General features: G+C 60.8%; 19 protein-coding genes. 13 read left to right on the top strand and 6 right to left on the bottom strand.

Going from position 1 to position 20105, the window contains the following annotated elements:
- Nucleotides 1-109 precede the first annotated feature (109 nt).
- A complete protein-coding gene (locus ACM6IO_RS09430) occupies nt 110-529 on the top strand; it encodes a hypothetical protein (protein WP_008035153.1) in 420 nt (139 codons plus the stop codon).
- A gap of 29 nt (nt 530-558) precedes the next feature.
- The gene (locus ACM6IO_RS09425; RefSeq protein ID WP_414911332.1) at nt 559-1467 is read left to right on the top strand and encodes a cation diffusion facilitator family transporter; all 909 of its coding nucleotides are present in this window, start codon (nt 559-561) and stop codon (nt 1465-1467) included.
- Here the strand turns inward: ACM6IO_RS09425 and ACM6IO_RS09420 are convergent.
- The gene (locus tag ACM6IO_RS09420; RefSeq protein WP_008044572.1) at nt 1452-2480 is read right to left on the bottom strand and encodes a DUF6515 family protein; all 1029 of its coding nucleotides are present in this window, start codon (nt 2478-2480) and stop codon (nt 1452-1454) included. The genes ACM6IO_RS09425 and ACM6IO_RS09420 overlap by 16 nt on opposite strands.
- 435 nt (nt 2481-2915) lie before the next feature.
- On the opposite strand from ACM6IO_RS09420, the gene ACM6IO_RS09415 reads away from it, so the two are divergent.
- Together ACM6IO_RS09415 and ACM6IO_RS09410 are read left to right on the top strand one after the other, a co-directional pair.
- Complete coding sequence (locus tag ACM6IO_RS09415; RefSeq protein ID WP_007894448.1) at nt 2916-3395, top strand: Lrp/AsnC family transcriptional regulator; 480 nt, start codon at nt 2916-2918, stop codon at nt 3393-3395.
- A 189-nt stretch (nt 3396-3584) separates the two neighbouring features.
- Nucleotides 3585-3794, top strand: coding sequence for a DUF2788 domain-containing protein (locus ACM6IO_RS09410; RefSeq protein WP_007937369.1), 210 nt, complete (start codon nt 3585-3587; stop codon nt 3792-3794).
- On the opposite strand, the gene ACM6IO_RS09405 is transcribed toward ACM6IO_RS09410, so the two are convergent.
- The 4 genes from ACM6IO_RS09405 to ACM6IO_RS09390 form a co-directional block, all read right to left on the bottom strand.
- Complete coding sequence (locus ACM6IO_RS09405; RefSeq protein ID WP_008035145.1) at nt 3789-4424, bottom strand: pseudouridine synthase; 636 nt, start codon at nt 4422-4424, stop codon at nt 3789-3791. The two genes, ACM6IO_RS09410 and ACM6IO_RS09405, sit on opposite strands and share 6 nt — an antisense overlap.
- Nucleotides 4425-4499: 75 nt before the next feature.
- A complete protein-coding gene (gene amn / locus ACM6IO_RS09400; protein WP_414911331.1) occupies nt 4500-5999 on the bottom strand; it encodes an AMP nucleosidase in 1500 nt (499 codons plus the stop codon).
- A gap of 174 nt (nt 6000-6173) precedes the next feature.
- Nucleotides 6174-7820 carry an acyl-CoA dehydrogenase family protein gene (locus tag ACM6IO_RS09395; protein ID WP_414911330.1) on the bottom strand — a complete coding sequence of 549 codons (1647 nt, stop codon included), beginning with the start codon at nt 7818-7820 and terminating at the stop codon, nt 6174-6176.
- Between the two features lie 73 nt (nt 7821-7893).
- On the bottom strand, nt 7894-10278 hold the full coding sequence (locus ACM6IO_RS09390) for a hybrid sensor histidine kinase/response regulator (RefSeq protein ID WP_223434722.1): 2385 nt from the start codon (nt 10276-10278) through the stop codon (nt 7894-7896).
- A gap of 314 nt (nt 10279-10592) precedes the next feature.
- Between ACM6IO_RS09390 and ACM6IO_RS09385 the strand changes: the two genes are divergently transcribed.
- The 4 genes from ACM6IO_RS09385 to ACM6IO_RS09370 all read left to right on the top strand — a co-directional run bounded on the left by ACM6IO_RS09385 (nt 10593) and on the right by ACM6IO_RS09370 (nt 14111).
- Nucleotides 10593-11390, top strand: a complete 798-nt coding sequence (locus ACM6IO_RS09385; protein ID WP_008044566.1) for a hydroxymethylpyrimidine/phosphomethylpyrimidine kinase — start codon at nt 10593-10595, stop codon at nt 11388-11390.
- Nucleotides 11391-11408: 18 nt separating this feature from the next.
- Nucleotides 11409-12032, top strand: a complete 624-nt coding sequence (gene thiE / locus ACM6IO_RS09380; protein ID WP_008044565.1) for a thiamine phosphate synthase — start codon at nt 11409-11411, stop codon at nt 12030-12032.
- A gap of 15 nt (nt 12033-12047) precedes the next feature.
- Nucleotides 12048-13331, top strand: a complete 1284-nt coding sequence (gene hemL, locus ACM6IO_RS09375) for a glutamate-1-semialdehyde 2,1-aminomutase (RefSeq protein ID WP_008035126.1) — start codon at nt 12048-12050, stop codon at nt 13329-13331.
- Nucleotides 13332-13556: 225 nt separating this feature from the next.
- Nucleotides 13557-14111 (top strand): tetratricopeptide repeat protein, encoded by a 555-nt coding sequence (locus ACM6IO_RS09370; RefSeq protein ID WP_008035122.1) that lies wholly within the window; start codon nt 13557-13559, stop codon nt 14109-14111.
- A gap of 119 nt (nt 14112-14230) precedes the next feature.
- On the opposite strand, the gene ACM6IO_RS09365 is transcribed toward ACM6IO_RS09370, so the two are convergent.
- The gene (locus ACM6IO_RS09365) at nt 14231-14560 is read right to left on the bottom strand and encodes a DUF1820 family protein (protein WP_007894425.1); all 330 of its coding nucleotides are present in this window, start codon (nt 14558-14560) and stop codon (nt 14231-14233) included.
- 135 nt (nt 14561-14695) lie between these two features.
- Between ACM6IO_RS09365 and miaB the strand changes: the two genes are divergently transcribed.
- The 5 genes from miaB (at nt 14696) to lnt (ending at nt 20098) form a co-directional block, all read left to right on the top strand.
- A complete protein-coding gene (miaB, locus tag ACM6IO_RS09360; protein ID WP_032832882.1) occupies nt 14696-16024 on the top strand; it encodes a tRNA (N6-isopentenyl adenosine(37)-C2)-methylthiotransferase MiaB in 1329 nt (442 codons plus the stop codon).
- Nucleotides 16025-16229: 205 nt separating this feature from the next.
- Nucleotides 16230-17234 (top strand): PhoH family protein, encoded by a 1005-nt coding sequence (locus ACM6IO_RS09355; RefSeq protein WP_032829221.1) that lies wholly within the window; start codon nt 16230-16232, stop codon nt 17232-17234.
- Nucleotides 17227-17721 (top strand): rRNA maturation RNase YbeY, encoded by a 495-nt coding sequence (gene ybeY, locus ACM6IO_RS09350; RefSeq protein WP_008035119.1) that lies wholly within the window; start codon nt 17227-17229, stop codon nt 17719-17721. Before ACM6IO_RS09355 ends, ybeY begins: the two co-directional genes overlap by 8 nt.
- Before the next feature lie 5 nt (nt 17722-17726).
- A complete protein-coding gene (locus ACM6IO_RS09345; protein WP_008035118.1) occupies nt 17727-18566 on the top strand; it encodes an HlyC/CorC family transporter in 840 nt (279 codons plus the stop codon).
- Between the two features lie 8 nt (nt 18567-18574).
- A complete protein-coding gene (gene lnt / locus ACM6IO_RS09340) occupies nt 18575-20098 on the top strand; it encodes an apolipoprotein N-acyltransferase (RefSeq protein ID WP_414911329.1) in 1524 nt (507 codons plus the stop codon).
- Nucleotides 20099-20105: the final 7 nt, after the last annotated feature.

Genomic DNA, 20105 nt, shown 5'->3' with positions numbered 1-20105 from the left:
GCTGGCTCCCAAACAGAGGGCCGAGTATAACGGCGAACTGCTCGGCGTTTATCAGGGTCCTAATTCATAGAGACGCCCTTTCGTTTTGAAATTACCCAGGAGATTTCATATGCGTGTTCCCTTTCGCCTGATTGGCGGTGTATTGGTTGCCACCTTGCTGACCCAGGTAACCGCTTGCGGATCGATCTTCTACCCTGATCGCCGCGGGCAGATCGAAGGCAAGATTGACCCGGCCATCGCCGCGCTGGATGCCGTGGGCCTGCTGTTCTACATCATCCCCGGCCTGATCGCGTTTGCCGTGGACTTCGCCACCGGCGCGATCTACTACGCACCGGGCGAGACCGCGCAGGTGGCGCCGGAAAAACTCAAGGAAGCGATCGGTGCTGACGGCAAGGTCGATACCCACAAATTGCAGACTATTCTTGAAACCGAACTGGGCCGCAGCTTCCCGCTGGACGACCCACGTTTGATTCAACACAAGGGCAGCACTCAGCAACTGGCCTTGCTCGGCCTGCAACCTGCCGCGTAATCCGTGCACATAAAGGAATAGCCGCACTTATGATTTCCAGCTCCGAACACGCCCGCCTGCTGCGGCTGGCGACCCGTGCCTCGGTGGCGGTGGCGTGCACGTTGATCGTCGCCAAAGCCATCGCGTGGTGGTTGAGCGGTTCGGTGAGCATGCTCGCCGGGTTGACCGACTCGGCCCTCGACGGTATCGCCTCGCTGCTCAACCTGCTGGCAGTGCATTACGCCCTGCGCCCCGCCGATGAAGATCACCGTTACGGGCACGGCAAGGCCGAATCGCTGGCGGGCATGGCGCAGGCGTTGTTCATTGGCGGCAGTGCGGTGCTGATTGCGTTGCAGGCGTTTGATCGGCTCAAGCATCCGGAACCGGTGGGTGCGCCGTGGATCAGCATCGGCGTGATCGTGTTTTCCCTGGCGCTGACGTTGGCCCTGCTGATGTTGCAGCATCGGGTCGTCAAGGCCACCGGCTCCAATGCGGTGCGCGCCGATTCCCTGCATTACCGTTCGGACTTGCTGCTCAATGGCAGCATTCTGGTTGCGCTGGTGCTGGCCGGGTTTGGCTGGCATCAAATGGACGCGTGGTTTGGATTGGGGATCGCCGCTTACATCTTCTGGAGCGCCATTCAAATCGCCCGGGAAAGTTTTAAGGTGCTGATGGACGAGGAGCTGCCGCCAGACGTCAGCCAACACATGCTCGAACTGGCCTGCAGCGTACCGGGGGTGCTGGGCGCGCATGACCTGCGCACACGGGTTTCCGGCAACCAGTGGTTCGTGCAATTGCACCTGGAATTGCCGGGGGAGCTGACCCTGTCAGTCGCCCACGGCATCAGCGATCAGGCGGCCGATGCAATTCACGCGGTGTACCCGCGAGCCGAGGTGCTGGTGCACGCCGACCCGCAGGAAGTCGTGAAGGCCGCCAGGGCAAATCAGAAACTCACCTGATACCCGCGACTGCTCAGGCAGTTGCCCTGGGCCTGGCGGTAGGCTTGCACCACCGACGGATCCGGCTGGTAGGTGGCCGTGCGCGGATCGAAGCCACTCTGCTGCACTGCGTATTGATAACACTCGTAGCCGTCCTGATTGACCTGCTGCGGCGACTGCCCGTTGGCGGGATACGCCACCACGTCATAGCCATTGCCGGTCGGTTGTGGTTGCACGGGCGGCTCGACCACCACGTAATCCTGAGTGCTTTCCTGATAGGCGTAGTACGAGCCCGCCGCCAGGAACAACAGCGCGCCGCCGATCCACACTTCACGGGCGTAATCAGGCAGGTAGCTGACGCGAATCCCGCGCGGCGGCTGCACCACGACATAACGCGGGCCGAGCGGGCGATACCAGTAGCCGCCGGAGAAGAAATAATCCTGCCCACGATACGGCACGCGGTAGTCGCGGTCCGGGAAGCGGTCGATCACATGCCCGGGACGGTACTGCGGGCCTGGCCCCCAACCGTTACCGTGGCCATTCGGGCGACCGGCCCAATGATGATCGTCGGGACGTGAACCCGGCCCGCCGGTCTGCCATTGCTGGTTGTAACCATTGTTTCGCGGGATGTCCTGATAGTAACCACGTTGCGGCTGCTGGGTCTGGCGCACGGTGTCGGGCCGGCCCTGGATCGGCAAGTCGTTGGCCGGCAATTGCGGCGGCGGCGGTGGCGGCCGCACGGGGCTGTTGAAGTCGCGCGGCGGGTTGTCTCGCGGCTGATTGTTTTGCCACTGCCCGCCATTGCGCGACTGGCCGTTGTTCTCGAACTGACGACTGTTGTCGCCACGAATGATGTCGTTGTTTTGCGGACGCGGCTGATTGTTGCCACCACGGCCCTGATTGTTGCCCTGATGACCGTCCCCACGCTGTCCGTTGTCGGGACCCCGGTTCTGCGGCTCATCGGCCAGCGATTGCGCAGTGACACTGACACACAGCAAACCAACACCGGCCAAACGCCAGATGCGCGACTTCATGCTTTTCCTCACTGCGGGTTAGGGCCTGTACGTAAGACTGGGAAAGCACAGGCCGGTTCTGCAACAGGTTATCAGTCGCGCAACTTATTTATTGAGGGCGGGTGAAAAATTGCGGGCAAAAGAAAAGGGAGACCCGTCGGCCTCCCTTTGAGAACTTCGTCCGTGCTCGACGCTTATGACGTCGGCTCACCTCACGCCGTCTTCTGGACAGTGTGTAGCTCGGGGGCCGGCACATCCCCGGTGGGGGTGGCGGCCGCGACTGGCCTGATTGGGCGAGTCGCTGTGGACTGTTTGTCCGAGCAGTGATTCTGGTGATAAGAATAGGCCTGGGGCGCCGGCAGAGGATTGCGAAGATTGCTCAAATAAACATGACTTGCGCAATTTTTAACCCTGGATAGATAATCTGCCGCAATCGATATGACAAAGGCCTGATTGATGAGCAAACTCGACCGATACGACCTGAGCATTTTGGCGGAATTGCAGCGCGACGCGCGCATCTCCAACCAGGAGCTGGCCGAACGCATCGGCCTGTCACCTTCACCGTGCTCGCGCCGGGTCAAGCAACTGGAAGACGACGGCTACATCACCCGCCAGGTGGCCCTGCTGGATCGCAAAATGCTTGGCCTGAGCCTGACTGCTTACGTGCTGATCGGCATGGACCGGCATACACCGGAGCGATTCGAGAATTTCGAAGCGGCGATTCGCACTTTGCCGCAGGTGCTTGAATGCAGCCTGGTGACGGGGATGGATGCGGACTATCAGCTCAAGGTGGTGGTGCCGGACATGGATCACTATCAGAAATTGCTGCTGGGGCACCTGACAAGGATTGAAGGGGTGACGAGTGTGCGGTCGAGTTTTGTGTTGAATCAGGTGCTCAACAGCACTGAGTTACCGCTGACTCATCTGCGCAGCTGACGACGCCTTCGCGGGCTAGCCTCGCTCCTACAGGTTTTGCGCGAGCCTTTGTAGGAGCGAGGCTTGCCCGCGAAGGGGCCGGAACAGGCGACGAATAGCTGCGACACGCTGCCGCAGGTCAATGCCGCGCCAATCCCCCATGCCGTATACTCCAGCGCCTTTTAGCCCCGCCCTCGCTGGAGATGTCCGATGGATCCTGCAGTATTCGAAGAGTGGATGATGACCGGACTGGTCAGCATTCTGATCATTTTCATGGGTTTCATCGTCTGGGATCTGGCAAAGAAATCCAAGGCCGGGCGCTTCGGTTCGTTCATCCTGTTCTTCGTGCTCGGCCTCGGTGTGGCCGCGTTCGTGATCAAAAGCGTGGTGATCGGCCTGATCGAATCCGGCACGTTATAAGCGCGCCGGCACTTCTTTCCACTGGCCCTGATCGAGCCCTTCGATCGACCAGTCGCCGATCCTGACCCGCACCAGCCGCAACGTCGGCAAGCCGACCGCTGCGGTCATGCGCCGGACCTGACGGTTACGCCCCTCGCGAATCACCAGTTCCAGCCAACTGGTCGGCACGCTTTTGCGAAAGCGCACCGGCGGGTTGCGGGGCCACAGTTGCGGCTCATCCAGTTGCCGCGCTTGCGCGGGCAAGGTCATGCCGTCATTCAGCTCGACGCCATCACGCAAACGCTGCAACTGCTCGGCACTCGGCTCACCTTCCACTTGCACCCAATACGTCTTGGCCAGTTTGTGCTTGGGGTCGGCAATCCGCGCCTGGAGCTGGCCGTCGTTGGTCAGCAGCAGCAACCCTTCGCTGTCACGATCCAGACGGCCCGCCGGATAGATTCCGGGAATCTCGATGAAATCCTTGAGCGTCGCCCGCCCTTCGCCGTCGCTGAATTGCGTCAGCACATCGAACGGTTTGTTGAACAGGATCAGCTTCGGCTCGGCCGGCGGCGCTTTGGCGACACGGCGCGGGGCTGATGACGGGGTGTTCGCGCCAGGGCGGCGGGACACGGGACGTTGGGGACGGGACATGAGCAAAGGAACATCTAGCGGTCAGGGCTGCTAATGCTAGTGCCCTGACCGCCAAATGACCATGACAACTCTCAATCAGCGGAACGGCGGCTCGTCGAAGCTGCGCAGTTTGCGCGAGTGCAATGAGTTGAGTTCGGTGCGCAACAAGTCCACCGCCTCGATACCGATCTTCAAGTGCTGGCTCACCGCGCGCTCGTAAAAGGCGTTGGCCGAACCCGGCAGCTTGATTTCGCTGTGCAGCGGTTTGTCCGAGACGCAAAGCAATGTGCCGTACGGCACCCGCAAGCGATAACCTTGCGCGGCGATGGTGCCGCTTTCCATGTCCACCGCCACGGCGCGGGACAGGTTGATCAACGGACGTTCCTGGGCCCAGCGCAATTCCCAGTTACGGTCGTCGTAAGTCAGCACGGTGCCGGTGCGCAGGCGTTTCTTCAGCTCGTCGCCCTTTTCGCCAGTAATGTTGGCCGCCGCTTGCTGCAACGCCATCTGCACTTCGGCCAGGGCCGGAATCGGAATGTTCGGCGGCACGACCCGATCGAGAATCCCGTCGCGGCGCATGTAGGCGTGAGCCAACACGTAATCGCCAATGGTCTGCGACTGACGCAGACCGCCGCAGTGACCGATCATCAGCCAGCAATGCGGACGCAATACCGCCAAATGGTCGGTGATGTTCTTGGCGTTGGACGGGCCGACGCCGATGTTCACCAGGGTCACGCCGTGGCCGTCGCTGGCGATCAGGTGATAGGCCGGCATTTGATAGCGATGCCAGACCACGCCGGCCGCAATCGCCGACGCTTCGCCGTGATCCATACTCTTTTCGATGATCACGTTGCCCGGCAGCACCATGCGCACGAAACGCGGATCGCTGCGCAACTGCTCGAGGCCATGAACAATGAACTGGTCAACGTAGCGGTGGTAGTTGGTCAGCAGAATCCACGGCTGCACATGGCGCCAGTCGCTGCCGGTGTAATGCACGAGGCGGCGCAGGGAAAAATCCACTCGCGCGGCATCGAACAGGGCCAGCGGCAGCGGGTCGGTGTTTTCCCAATCGTACAAACCGTCAGCGATGCCATCGGTGGCGGCGGACAGATCGGTACTCGGGAACACTCGCGCCAGCACGGCTGCGGTGACGCCGGAGCCGGCCAGTTCATCGCCCTGCTCGACCACATACGGATAAGGAATGTTCTGCTGGCTGATGCCGACTTCCACGGTCACGGTGAAGTCGTGCATCAACGGTACGAGCTGTTCCAGCAAGTATTTACGGAAAGCCGCCGGATGGGTGACGGTGACGCTGTAGGTCCCCGGCAACTGCACCTTGGCGTAGGCGCGGGTGGTTTGCGGGACTTCGCCCTGGCAGTGGTAGGTCAGACGCAGTTCAGGATAACGAAACATCGCACGCTGTTCGGCGTCCGGTTCAACCCGATCCTTGAGGTAACGCTTGAGCGCCTGACTCAGTGCGGTGGTTGCGCGATTGTGCAAGTGAGCAAGCCGGTCCACGGCTTGCTCGGCGGTTTGAACGATAATAAAAGCTTCGGTCACGATCAGCATCCTGTGTTCTGACTTGCAGACCTTCATCTTGCCTGCATCGTCGCTTCACGGGAACAGTGGTGGCTACACAAATGCCAAGTCCACCGCAGGACCAATGTGGGAGCGGGCTTGCTCGCGAAGGCGGTGTGTCAGTCGACATCTCTATCGACTGACACGGCCTCTTCGCGAGCAAGCCCGCTCCCACAGGGGATTCTGCGGTGTTTACAGTAATGGGGTCGAGCGGGCGACGATCGCTTCGACATCCAGCCCACGCGGCAACGCACCGTATACGCGACCGGCGTCGCCAAGACGGCTGGCGATGAACGCATCGCTGACCGCCGAATTGCCGGCCTCCAGCAACAGTTTGGCTTGCAGCCCCAACGCGATGTCTTCGGTGAGCTGCCGCGCACGATACTGAATGTCGCTGGTGTCCTTGAACGCCGCCTGCAATTGGCTGATGTGCGCGGCCAGCCGCTTGTCGCCGTGACCATCGCCCAACTCGCTGAACAACACATCCAGCACGCCCGGCTCTTTCGACAGCGCCCGCAACACATCCAGGCATTGCACGTTGCCGGAACCTTCCCACGTCGAATTGACCGGTGCCTCGCGGTACAAGCGCGGCAGGATGCTGTCTTCGACATACCCGGCACCGCCCATGCATTCGGCAGCTTCGTTGATCATCGCGGGCGCGCGCTTGCAGATCCAGTACTTGCCCACGGCGGTCACCAGCCTGGCGAATTTGGCTTCGTGCCCGTCATCCAGATGATCCAGCGCCTTGCCCATGCGCAGGCTCAACGCCAACGCGGCTTCGCTCTCCAAGGCCAGATCGGCGAGGACGTTCTGCATCAACGGTTGTTCGCTGAGCAGCTTGCCGCCGACGCTGCGATGAGCGCAGTGATGACTGGCCTGGGTCAGCGCCTGACGCATCAAGGCGCTGGAACCGACCATGCAATCGAAGCGGGTCATGGCAACCATTTCGATGATGGTCGGAACGCCGCGCCCCTCTTCGCCGACCATCCACGCCAGCGCACCGCGAAACTCGACTTCGCTGGAGGCGTTGGAGCAATTGCCGAGTTTGTTTTTCAGGCGCTGGATGTAGAACTGATTGCGTGTGTCGTCCGGGCGATGGCGTGGCAACAGGAAGCAGGTCAAACCTTTGTCGGTCTGGGCCAGCGTGAGGAAGGCATCGCACATCGGCGCAGAACAGAACCATTTGTGGCCCACCAGTTCGTAGGCCTGGCCCGGCCCGCTGGCACCCACCGGATACGCCTTGGTGGTGTTGGCCCGCACATCGGTGCCGCCCTGTTTCTCGGTCATCGCCATGCCAATGGTGACACCGGCCTTATGGGCCATGCCGACATTGCGCGGATCGTATTCGGTGGCGAGGATTTTCGGCAGCCACTGCCGGGCGAGATCGGGTTGCAAGCGCATCGCCGGCACACTGGCGAAGGTCATGGTCAGCGGGCAACCGCTGCCGGCTTCGGCCTGGCTGTGCAGGTAGGTCATGGAAGCGCGGGCGACATGGGCGCCGTCCTGTGGATGCGCCCAGGGCAGCGAGGTCAACCCGTGCTCGATAGCCGTGCGCATCAGCTCGTGATACGCCGGGTGAAATTCCACCAGATCGATGCGATGACCGTAGCGGTCGTGGCTGCTGAACACCGGTTTGTTCTGGTTGGCCAGGAACCCCGCGTCCATCAGCGGCCCGCCGGCCAGCGCGCCGTAAGCGTCGATCCGCGACTCGGCCCAACCGGCCCCGAAACGCCGCGACCACTCCTGCAAAGGCAGGTCGATGCGATACAGGTTGGCGCCGTCCAGCGACGGCGGCTGGTTGGTGACTTCGTGGGTTTCGGCGAACTGATGCAGGTTCATGACGGGGCTCCTTTGGTCAGCCAAGGAGTTCAGTTAAGCACTGCCCCGAGGCCGAACAAAGTGGCATATCCGCCTAACTGTCGGCGCTTTCGCCTTGTTTTGGACAAAGCACGCGTCGATACAACGCGGCCTGCAAGTCTTCGAATTTCACCGGTTTGCTCAAGTAATCGATCAGTGCACCGGTTGGGCAGCGCTCCCGATCAGCACTCAAGGCAATCATGAACACCGGCAATTCGGCACACCCCGGCAAGTCCCGGATCTGGCAGCAGACAGACTCCCCGTCGAGGGGCGGTAGCTGACAATCGAGGAGTACAGCGTCGAAGGTTTCACGCTGCAGGACTTCCAGTGCGGCCACCCCGTTGTCCGCCGTACGGACCCGAAACCCGAGCTTGAGCAACATGCCGCGCATCACCAATTGATTGATGCTGTTGTCGTCCACCAGCAGCACCGTGCAGTCCTGAGGCAAGCGCAGGCGCGGGAATTCCCGGGTCATCAATGGCGTTGTCACGCGCTCGACCACCGGCAATTCAAACTCGACGTCAAGCTGGAAGCGGCTGCCGCGACCAGGCTCGGAGCGGTGCGTGAGGTTCCCGCCGAGCAGGTCGACCAGTTGTCGACAGATCGCCAGGCCGACACCGAGGCCGCCATATTCACGGGTCATCGAGCCGTCGAGCTGGAAGAACCGCTGATACAGCGTCGCCTCGCCCAGATCGGTGAAACCGATGCCGGTGTCGATCACCGCAAAGGACAATGCCAGCTTGCCGGGCTCCGCGTTTTTACCCGAGACCCGCAGCGCCACCCCGCCCACTCGCGTGAACTTGATCGCGTTATCCAGCAGGCATTCCAGGCATTGCGCCAACTTGACGTTATCGCCGTACAAGCGGTCCGGCAGGCCCGGTGTCACCTCGACCTTGAAGTCCAGCGACTTGCCCGACGCGTTGCCTTCGAACTGCACGCGCAAGGTATCGACCACGCTGCGCAAACTGAAGGTGGACGCCGAAGCCTTGAGCTTGCCGGCCTGCAATTCGGTCAGGGTAAGAATGCCGTTGACCATGCGCATCATGTCGCGCGCCGAACCGGCGGCCGTTTGCTGGTATTGCTCCAGCTCCGGGTCCATCTCGACGGTTTGCATCAATTCCAGCGAACCGATCACGCCGTTCATGGGGGTGCGCAATTCGTGGGTCAGCGTGGCGAGGAATTCATCCTTGAGCTTGTTACTGTGCGCCAGTTGCTGGTTGAGCACTTCAAGCTTCTGCCCTGCATCGAACAAGGTTTGCGCCTGTTGCTCGCGCATGGCGTTGATGCGGTCGGCCAGGGCCAGGGACAGCAGCGCCACCTCGATGGCCGAACCGATCTGGCTGGAATACATGGTCAGGAATACGTTCGGCAGGTAACCCAGCACCATCATCGTATTGATGATGCCGCCGAGCAAAAACGCCGACCAGGCGATGATGAAATAGCGCGCCACCCGCAAGCCGCGCCACCAGGCGAAAAACCCTGCGGCGAAAATCACCACGGTGAACGACAGGGCCAGCGTCGTCGCCAGGCGCAGGGCCAGGGCGTAACTGGTCATCAATGACAACCCGACGACTACCGCACTGAACGCAATCAACGCCAGCAGCAAGCGATCGAGCCAGCGGCTGAGGGTCGCCGTTTGCAGGAAGCTGCGCGCAAACTGGCTGCCGAACAGCCCTGCGCAACCAATGAAGAACGGCGTCGCGGCGTTGGCCCACCACGGGTTGTCTGGCCAGAAATACTCTACGGCCGCGCCATTCACCGACAGCTGATACAGGCCGAACGAGGCAATATAAAAAATGTAATAGAGGTAGCTGGTGTCGCGCACGCTGAGGTAGATGAACAGGTTGTAGACCAGCATCCCCAGCAACACGCCGTAAATCAGGCCCAACACATAAAGCCGCACCGGCTGTTCTTCGAGGAACGCAGTGCTCGACCACAACGTGACCGGCGCCTGGATCGACCCTTCGCTTTGCAGGCGCAAGTACACGGTTTGCGCTTGGTCGGGCGTAAAGTTCAGATCGAACAGGTAGTTGTTCTGGCGAATCTCGCGACTGCTGAACGGCAAGGCGTCGCCGGTCTGACGGGCCAATTGATAGCTACCGCCGGCATCAGGCAAATACAGATCAAGGTGATCGAGGGGCGGATAGGCCAGTTCCAGCAGCCACGTCCGCTGTGCAGCGGGATTGGTCGGGCGGTAATGCAGGTCGATTTTCAGCCAGAACACCGAACGCGAGTAACCGGCGTTGAGCGTGGCCTTGTCATGGGGCTTGAAGTGTCCGGCAGCGGCTTGCGCGCGGATATCGGCAATACTCGCCTGACCATCGGCGTCTTCGAACACTTGCAGGGTTCGGCCCAAGGGCAGGCTTTGAGTGAACTCATCAAACTCGACTGCGCTTGCCATGAGGGGCAAGCAAAACAGCAACATCAGCAAATAGCGCATTTAAGCCCCAGCGTGGCCTGTCCGGTTATCTCAGGAAGCCCCTCATTCCTTTTGAGTAGACGTAAAACCGGCATTACCTGTTATTGGTTTGGATCCACTCTAGCATAGCCGTTGATGGCCATTGAACACCATTGAAATTTTTCTTGGAAAGGCTCTAGAACGGGTGTTCCAGAGAAGAATATAGAGCCAGAGCTGTTTGCTCGGTCAGATTGTGACAATCCCGGACGACTGCATTTCCTGCCCATGACACTCTATCGGCAGACCTGGCGGGCACTGCACCCGAAAATCGATGTTTGGTGGTAAGCTCGCGCACCATGAATATCTACAGCTCTCGCCCCGTTGTCCTCTGTCTCTCCGGCCACGACCCAAGTGGTGGCGCCGGCTTGCAGGCAGATATCGAAGCCCTGCTTGCCCAGGGATGTCATGCGGCTCCGGCCGTCACCGCCCTGACCGTGCAAGACACGGTCAACGTCACGGATTTCCGCGTCCTCGACCGTGAGTGGGTGCTGGCTCAGGCCAACGCCGTGCTCAACGACTCCGAAGTCGCCGCCGTCAAGCTGGGCATGCTCGGTTCCCTGGAAATGGTCGACACCGTCGTCGAACTGCTTCAGGCGCACCCGCATTTGCCGATGGTCTGCGACCCGGTGCTGCGCGCCGGCGGCGGCGGACGACTGGGCAAGGACGAAGTCGGCTACGCCATGCGCGAACGCCTGCTGCCCCTGGCTATCATCGCCACCCCTAACCTTCCCGAAGCCCGCATCCTCGCTGAACTGCCAGAAGGCACCGCCGACGAGTGCGCTGAAAAACTCCTGCCGTTCGTCAAACACCTGCTGATCACCGGCGGCCACGGTGATGAACACGAGATACACAATCGCCTGTACAGCCGCGACGGTCTGCGCGAAACCTATACCTGCCAGCGCTTGCCCGGCAGTTACCACGGTTCCGGTTGCACATTGGCGAGCGCCCTCGCCGGTCGTCTGGCCCAGGGTGAAAACCTCATCAGTGCCGTGCAGAGCGCGCTTAACTACACGTGGCGCACCCTGCGCGATGCCGAGCAGTTGGGCAAAGGCCAGTTCGTGCCGCGCCGCCTGCCACTGGATTTCTGTTCGTAACGCCATGAGGCTTGCCCGATGAAACTACGTGGCCTGTACGCCATTACCGACAGCCAGTTACTGGCCGGTAAATTTCTTTCGTACGTGGAGGCGGCGCTGGAAGGCGGCGTCACCCTGCTGCAATACCGCGACAAGAGCAGCGACGAGGCCCGCCGTCTGCGTGAAGCTGAAGCCCTGCGCGATCTGTGCGAACGCTACAAGACCCATCTGATCATCAATGACGATGCCGAACTGGCCGCACGCCTGAACGTCGGCGTGCACCTGGGCCAGACCGACGGCCCGCTGACCCCGGCCCGTGCGTTGCTCGGTCGCCAGGCGATCATCGGTTCGACCTGTCACGCGCAACTCGAACTCGCCGAACAAGCGGCCAAAGAAGGCGCCAGTTATGTCGCCTTCGGCCGTTTCTTCAATTCCAGTACCAAACCCGGCGCACCGACTTGCAGCCTCGAACTGCTCGACCAGGCCCGCAGCACATTGCACCTGCCGATCTGCGCGATCGGCGGCATCACCCTGGAAAACGCCGCCCCGCTGGTGGCCCACGGGGTCGATCTGCTGGCGGTGGTCCACGGCCTGTTTGGCGCCGAGAGCACGGCTGAAGTGACCCGCCGCGCCCGCGCATTCAACGAATTACTAAAAATCTGATTTGAGAGCCCCATCATGTCTCGTTCCGAAACGCTGTTTGCCAATGCCCAGAAACACATTCCCGGTGGCGTGAATTCGCCTGTTCGCGCGTTCAAGAGCGTTGGCGGCACCCCCCTGTTTTTCAAACACGCTGAAGGCGCCTACGTCACCGACGAAGACGACAAGCGTTATGTGGATTACGTCGGTTCCTGGGGGCCGATGATCCTCGGCCACAGCCATCCGGACGTGCTGGACGCGGTGCGCAAGCAGCTGGAACACGGCTTGTCCTATGGCGCCCCGACCGAGATGGAAACCGAGATGGCCGACCTGGTCTGCTCGATCGTGCCATCGATGGAAATGGTGCGCATGGTCAGCTCCGGCACCGAAGCGACCATGAGCGCGATTCGCCTGGCCCGTGGTTTCACCGGTCGCGACAGCATCATCAAGTTCGAAGGCTGCTACCACGGCCACTCCGACAGCCTGCTGGTTAAAGCAGGTTCCGGCGCCCTGACCCAAGGTGTGCCGAGCTCGGCCGGTGTACCGGCGGCCTTCGCCAAACACACCCTGACCCTGCCGTTCAACGACATCGACGCAGTGGAAACCATGCTCGCTGAAGTGGGCCAGGACGTGGCCTGCATCATCGTCGAGCCGGTGGCCGGCAACATGAACTGCGTACCGCCGGCACCGGGCTTCCTCGAAGGCCTGCGAACCCTGTGCGACAAGCACGGCGTGGTGCTGATTTTCGACGAAGTGATGACCGGTTTCCGCGTTGCCCTCGGCGGCGCTCAAGCGCATTACGGCGTTACGCCAGACCTGACCACGTTCGGCAAGATCATCGGTGGTGGCATGCCGGTTGGCTGCTTCGGCGGCAAACGCGCAATCATGTCGCACATCGCGCCACTGGGCCCGGTGTACCAGGCTGGCACCTTGTCGGGTAACCCGCTGGCAATGGCGGCCGGCCTGACGACCTTGCGCCTGATCAGCCGCCCAGGCTTCCACGCCGAACTGAGCGACTACACCAGCCGCCTGCTCGATGGCCTGCAACAGCGCGCCGACGCCGCCGGCATTCCGTTCGTGACCACCCAGGCCGGTGGCATGTTCGGCTTGTACTTCAGCGGCGCCGACGACATCGTCACCTTCGATGACGTGATGGCCAGCGACGCGAAGCTGTTCGGCCGTTTCTTCCACCTGATGCTCGAAGGTGGCGTGTACCTGGCGCCAAGTGCATTCGAAGCCGGCTTCACCTCGATCGCCCATGGCGAAGCCGAGTTGAAACTGACCCTGGATGCCGCCGAGCGCGCTTTCGCTGCATTGAAATAACGCTGTACCGCTGACGTTGGCGATTGCCAGCGTCAGCTTTCACCTACATTCCCGCCTCTTTTCCTACTCACCTGCCGATAATCCCCCGCAAAGTGGACGATATATTCCCCGTGCAGCAGAAAAACGAGTAAAGACTTTGTAAGGTTGGCCCTGCTTATTTCATAATGCGCGCTTATTGGATCCCCTCGTTGGGTCCGCGCGCCCTTCAGAGGTAAGTCGATTCCCATGAACCGCACCGGCCGCGCCCTTGCAATGGGCTGCCTGTTGCTCCTTCAGCCCCTGCTCGCGCTCGCACAAGCAGGCGGCAACTCGTTGTTAATCCCAGCGATGGGTCGCTGCACCCTCAATACCCAGCCGCAAGACCTGGCACAGGCGCTCGCCGCCTGTCAGAAAGCGTCGGATGAAGGGGATGCGCAAGCGCAATACGAGTTGGGTGAGTTCTACTACGACGGCAAAAACACCCCGCGCGATCTGAAAAAAGCCCTGGATTACTTCGAAAAGGCCTCGCTGCAAGGCCATGCCCAGGCGCAATTCAAACTCGGCACCATGTTCTTCCACGGCGAAGGTGTACCGGCCAATAACGTTCAGGCGTACATCGTGCTGAAAATGGCGGCGGTCAATGGTGCGGAAGAAGCGCTGGATACGGCGGATGAAGTCGCCGAGAAGATGCCGCGTGAAGAGCTTGAAGTGGCGACTCAGGTGCTTGGGCAGATCTTCCGCAAGTACCTGATGGAATTGCAAAGCGCCGATGGGCGCACGCCGTTTTCGCCTCTTCCCTGATTTCTGCCTCGATCTTTCTGGCCCCTTCGCGGGCAAGCCTCGCTCCTACAGGTCTTATGCGCACACATAACCTGTAGGAGCGAGGCTTGCCCGCGAAGGGCGCGACCCGGTCTTGAGGCTTACTTCTCAGGCATCGGCATCGGAAACGGCATCACATTGCCGACCGCGCCACGGGCTTCGCTGATTTTCGGGGTGCCCAGACGCTCGACTTCGTCGATGCGCACGATCGAATGCATCGGCACAAAACTGCGCACCACGCCCTCGAACTGAGCCTTGAGCTTCTCTTCGCTCGGGTCGACGACCACTTGCGTGCGCTCGCCAAAGACGAACTCTTCCACTTCCAGGAAGCCCCACAGATCACTTTGATAGATCTGCTTGGCGTACATTTCGTACACCTGGCCCTGATTGAGGAAAATCACCTTGTAGATTGGAGCTTCACGTTTGGTCATGGTGGGCGAGCAACACATCGGGGGATAAAAATGAGGGCGCGAACTATAGCATAGCCACCGGACGCGCAACGGTAGGAACCTTGGGACATGTTCCCTATAATGCGCGGTTCTTTGAATCACGTGATGACTGTATCCATGGCCAAGAAGCTTTACATCGAAACCCACGGTTGCCAGATGAACGAGTACGACAGCTCGCGCATGGTTGATCTGCTGGGTGAACATCAGGCCCTGGAAGTCACCGCTCGCGCTGAAGACGCCGACGTGATCCTGCTCAACACTTGCTCGATCCGCGAACGCGCCCAAGACCGGGTGTATTCCCAGCTCGGCCGCTGGCGTGAACTGAAACTGGCCAACCCGGAGATGGTGATCGCCGTCGGCGGTTGCGTCGCCAGCCAGGAAGGCGCCGCCATCCGCGATCGCGCACCGTACGTCGACGTGGTGTTCGGCCCGCAAACCCTGCACCGTCTGCCGGAAATGATCGACGCCGCCCGCGCCACCAAGCTGCCGCAAGTCGACGTCTCGTTCCCGGAAATCGAAAAATTCGACCACCTGCCCGAGCCGCGCATCGATGGCCCGAGCGCTTATGTGTCGGTGATGGAAGGTTGCAGCAAGTACTGCACATTCTGCGTGGTGCCCTACACCCGCGGCGAAGAAGTCAGCCGCCCGTTCGATGACGTGATTGCCGAGATCATCCACCTCGCCGAGAACGGCGTGCGTGAAGTGACGTTGCTGGGCCAGAACGTCAACGGCTATCGCGGCACCACTCACGATGGTCGCCTGGCGGACCTCGCCGAGCTGATCCGCGTGGTCGCCGCTGTCGATGGCATCGACCGCATCCGCTACACCACTTCGCACCCGCTGGAGTTCTCCGACAGCCTGATCCAGGCACACGCCGAGGTACCGGAGCTGGTGAAACACCTGCACCTGCCGGTGCAATCGGGTTCGGACCGCATTCTGTCGGCGATGAAGCGCAACCACACGGCGCTGGAATACAAATCCAAACTGCGCAAGCTGCGCGCCGCCGTTCCGGGGATCTGCATCAGCTCGGACTTCATCGTCGGCTTCCCGGGCGAAACCGAAAAAGACTTCGAACAGACCATGAAGCTGATCGAAGACGTCGGTTTCGACTTCTCCTATTCGTTCGTCTATAGCCAGCGCCCAGGCACGCCGGCAGCCGATCTGGCCGACGAAACGCCGGAAGAACTGAAAAAAGAACGCCTGAACGCTTTGCAACATCGCCTGAACCAGCAAGGTTTCGAGATCAGCCGACAAATGGTCGGTTCGGTCCAGCGGATCCTGGTGACCGATTACTCGAAAAAAGACCCTGGCGAGCTGCAGGGCCGGACCGAGAATAACCGGATCGTCAACTTCCGCTGCGACAATCCAACCCTGATCGGCCAATTCGCCGACGTGCACATCGATGCGGCACAACCGCACTCGCTGCGCGGCTCTCTAATTCAATGACACCACAAAACCTGTAGGAGCGAGGCTTGCCCGCGAAGGCCGCACCACGGTCTGCCTGACAAACCGCGTTATCCTTCATCGCCAGCAAGCCGGCTCCTACAGAATCGAGGTGTGTCAGGTCGAGATATTTAAGAGCTTTCGCACCCGCCTCACTGGCGTTATCCTTGATTTCATCTTAATTGCCCCAGGGCGGCTAAATACGACCTTGAACGCACCCATAGAACCACATCGTTTTATCCTCGAGCCCTTTGAGGCTCGCCGCTTTGCCAATCTGTGCGGGATGTTCGACGAGCACCTGCGCTTGATCGAGCAACGCCTGACCATCGAAATCCGCAACCGCGGAAATCAGTTCGAGCTGATCGGCGACCCCAAACACACCACCTCCGCGGAAAACCTCCTGCGCCGCCTGTACCGGGAAACCAAGGGTACCGAGCTGTCGCCGGACATGGTTCACCTGTTCCTGCAGGAATCGGCCGTCGAAGAGCTGGACAACGTTTCGCCGTCTGAACCCTCCGTGGCCCTGCGCACCAAAAAAGGCATGATTCGCCCTCGCGGCTTGAATCAGCTGCGCTACGTGAAGGAAATCCTCGGCAACGACATCAACTTCGGCATCGGTCCGGCCGGTACCGGCAAGACCTACCTGGCCGTTGCCTGCGCGGTAGATGCATTGGAACGCGAGCAGATCCGCCGCATCCTGCTGGTGCGCCCGGCGGTTGAAGCGGGTGAAAAACTCGGCTTCCTGCCCGGCGACCTGTCGCAAAAGATCGACCCGTACCTGCGTCCGCTCTACGACGCACTCTACGAAATGCTCGGCTTCGAATACGTCGCCAAGCTGATCGAGCGCCAGGTGATCGAAGTCGCGCCGCTGGCCTACATGCGCGGTCGCACGCTGAACAACAGCTTCATCATCCTCGACGAAAGCCAGAACACCACCGTCGAGCAGATGAAGATGTTCCTGACCCGGATCGGTTTCGGTTCCACTGCGGTCATCACCGGTGACATCACCCAGGTCGACCTGCCGAAAGGCACCAAGTCCGGGCTTCACCACGTGATCGAAGTGCTGAAAGACGTGCCGGGCATCAGCTTCACCCATTTCATGCCCAAGGACGTCGTGCGCCATCCACTGGTGCAGCGGATCGTCGAAGCCTACGAGCGCTTCGAGAATCGCGGGGCAGACGAAACACCAAAGGACAGCCGCCGCGATGCTTGAGCTTGATCTGCAACTGGCCACCGAAGCATCTGCGCCAAGTGAAGCCGAGTTCCGCCAATGGTGTGAACTGGCCCTGCGCCAGCGCACCGCCGACTCCGAAATGACCATTCGCCTGGTCGACGAAGCGGAGGGGCGCGAGCTGAATCACACCTGGCGGCAAAAGGACTACGCCACCAACGTGCTGTCGTTTCCTGCCGATGTGCCTGACGAGTTTCTCGACATCCCGCTGCTGGGCGATCTGGTGATCTGCGTGGCGGTGGTCGAGCGCGAAGCCGCCGAGCAAGGCAAGGAACCCAAGGCCCACTGGGCACATCTGGTCATTCACGGCTGCCTGCATCTGCTGGGTTACGACCATATAGATGACGACGAAGCCGAAGAAATGGAAGCACTGGAACGAACGTTGCTTGCTGAGTTGGGCTACCCCGACCCGTACGCGGACGACGAAACAGAAACATCCCCTATCGTTACAACAAAGGATTCAGAGTAATCGCTATGAGCGAAGATCGATCGAGCAACGGGCAGAAGTCATGGCTGGGTAAGCTCACCCAGGCTTTTGCCCACGAGCCGAAGAACCGTCAGGAGCTGCTGGAGCTCCTGCGCGATGCGCATCAAAACAAGTTGCTGGACAGCGAAGCGCTGGCCATCGTCGAAGGCGCCATCCAGGTTGCAGACCTGCAAGTACGGGACATCATGGTCCCGCGTTCGCAGATGATCAGCATCAAGGCGACCCAGACACCCCGCGAGTTTTTGCCCGCCGTGGTCGACTCGGCCCACTCCCGCTACCCGGTCATTGGCGAAAGCCACGATGACGTGATGGGCGTGTTGCTGGCCAAGGACTTGCTGCCGTTGATCCTCAGGGAGAACGGTGACAGCTTCAACATCAAGGATCTGCTGCGCCCGGCCACCTTCGTGCCCGAGTCCAAGCGCCTGAATGTGTTGCTGCGCGAATTCCGCGCCAACCACAACCACATGGCCATCGTCATCGACGAATACGGCGGCGTGGCAGGTCTGGTGACCATCGAAGACGTGCTGGAACAGATTGTCGGCGACATCGAAGACGAGCATGACGTTGAGGAAGACAGCTACATCAAGCCGCTGCCCAGCGGTGATTTTCTGGTCAAGGCCCTGACGCCGATCGAGAACTTCAACGAATTCTTCGACAGCGAGTTCTCCGACGATGAATTCGACACCGTTGGCGGCCTGGTGATGAGCGCGTTCGGGCACTTGCCAAAACGCAACGAAATCACTGAAATCGGCCCTTACCGCTTCCGCATCCTGAACGCCGACAGTCGTCGGATTCATTTGCTGCGCCTGACACCTATTGCCCGTTAAGGACTGACATGCTCCGCGTAACCCGCCCCGGCTGGCCCGGTAACCTGCTGGCCGTGGCGGCCGGTGCACTCACCACCCTGGCCCTGGCGCCGTTCGATATCTGGCCGTTGGCACTGCTGGCGGTCGGGTTCTTTTATGCCGGTTTGCGCGAACTGAACCCACGTCAGGCCTTGGGCCGTGGCTGGTGTTTCGGTTTTGGTCTGTTTGGCGCGGGCACCAGCTGGATCTACTACAGCATTCACAACTTCGGTGGCGCTTCCGTGCTGCTGGCCGGGTTCCTGATGCTGCTCTTCACCGCAGCGATTGCCTGGTTTTTCGCCCTGCCCGCCTGGATCTGGGCGCGCTGGCTGCGACGCAACGAGGCGCCGCTGGCCGATGCCCTGGCATTTGCGGCGTTGTGGGTCGGCCAGGAAGCGTTTCGTGGCTGGTTCCTGACCGGTTTCCCGTGGCTCTACTCCGGTTACAGCCAGCTCGACGGCCCGTTGGCCGGGCTCGCCCCGGTGGGCGGGATGTGGCTGATTTCCTTTACCCTGGCCCTGACCGCCGCACTGATCTACAACGCCTTGCGCCTGGTGAAAGCGGGGCGTAAAGGCTTCATCGCCGCCGGCGTATTGCTGTTGCTCGGCCCTTGGGTCGCCGGCATCGCACTCAAGGGCCATGCCTGGACCACCCCGGCCGGCGAGCCGCTGAGCGTCGCGGCGATTCAAGGCAATATCGAACAAAGCATGAAGTGGGACCCGGCGCAGCTCAATGCGCAATTGGCGCTGTACCGCGACATGAGCTTCAGCTCCAAGCCGGTCGACCTGCTGATCTGGCCGGAAACCGCCGTCCCGGTGCTCAAGGAGTCCGCCCAGGGCTACCTGAACATGATGGGAAACTTCGCCGCGGAACGTAAGAGCGCGCTGATTACCGGCGTACCGATCCGTGAAGAGGTTCACCACCAGAAACGCTTCTACAACGGCATTACCGTAGTGGGAGAAGGCGATGGCACGTACCTCAAGCAGAAACTGGTGCCGTTCGGTGAGTACGTACCATTGCAGGAAGTGCTGCGCGGGCTGATCGCCTTCTTCGATTTGCCGATGTCGGACTTTGCCCGCGGCCCCGCCGATCAGGCGATGCTGCAAGCCAAGGGTTATCAGATTGCGCCGTTCATCTGCTACGAGGTGGTTTATCCGGAATTCGCCGCCAGCCTTGCCGCTCGCAGCGATCTGTTGCTGACCATCAGCAACGACACCTGGTTTGGCACCTCCATCGGCCCGCTGCAACACTTGCAGATGGCGCAGATGCGCGCACTTGAGGCCGGTCGCTGGATGATCCGCGCCACCAACAACGGCGTCACCGGCCTGATCAACCCGTTTGGGCAGATCACTGTCCAGATCCCACAGTTCGAACGCGGCATTCTGTATGGCGAAGTGGTGCCAATGCACAACCTGACGCCGTATCTTGAATGGCGCTCGTGGCCGCTGATCATCGTGTGCGTGTTGTTGTTCGGCTGGGCGCTGATCGCGAACCGGATGGCCAAAACCGTCTGAATCTCTG

Source organism: Pseudomonas sp. IT-P44 (assembly GCF_949768225.1).
In the GTDB taxonomy this organism is placed as follows: Bacteria; Pseudomonadota; Gammaproteobacteria; order Pseudomonadales; family Pseudomonadaceae; genus Aquipseudomonas; species Aquipseudomonas migulae.
Note: the sequence above shows the minus strand (reverse complement) of the source record. Positions and strands in the feature narration are given on the sequence as shown.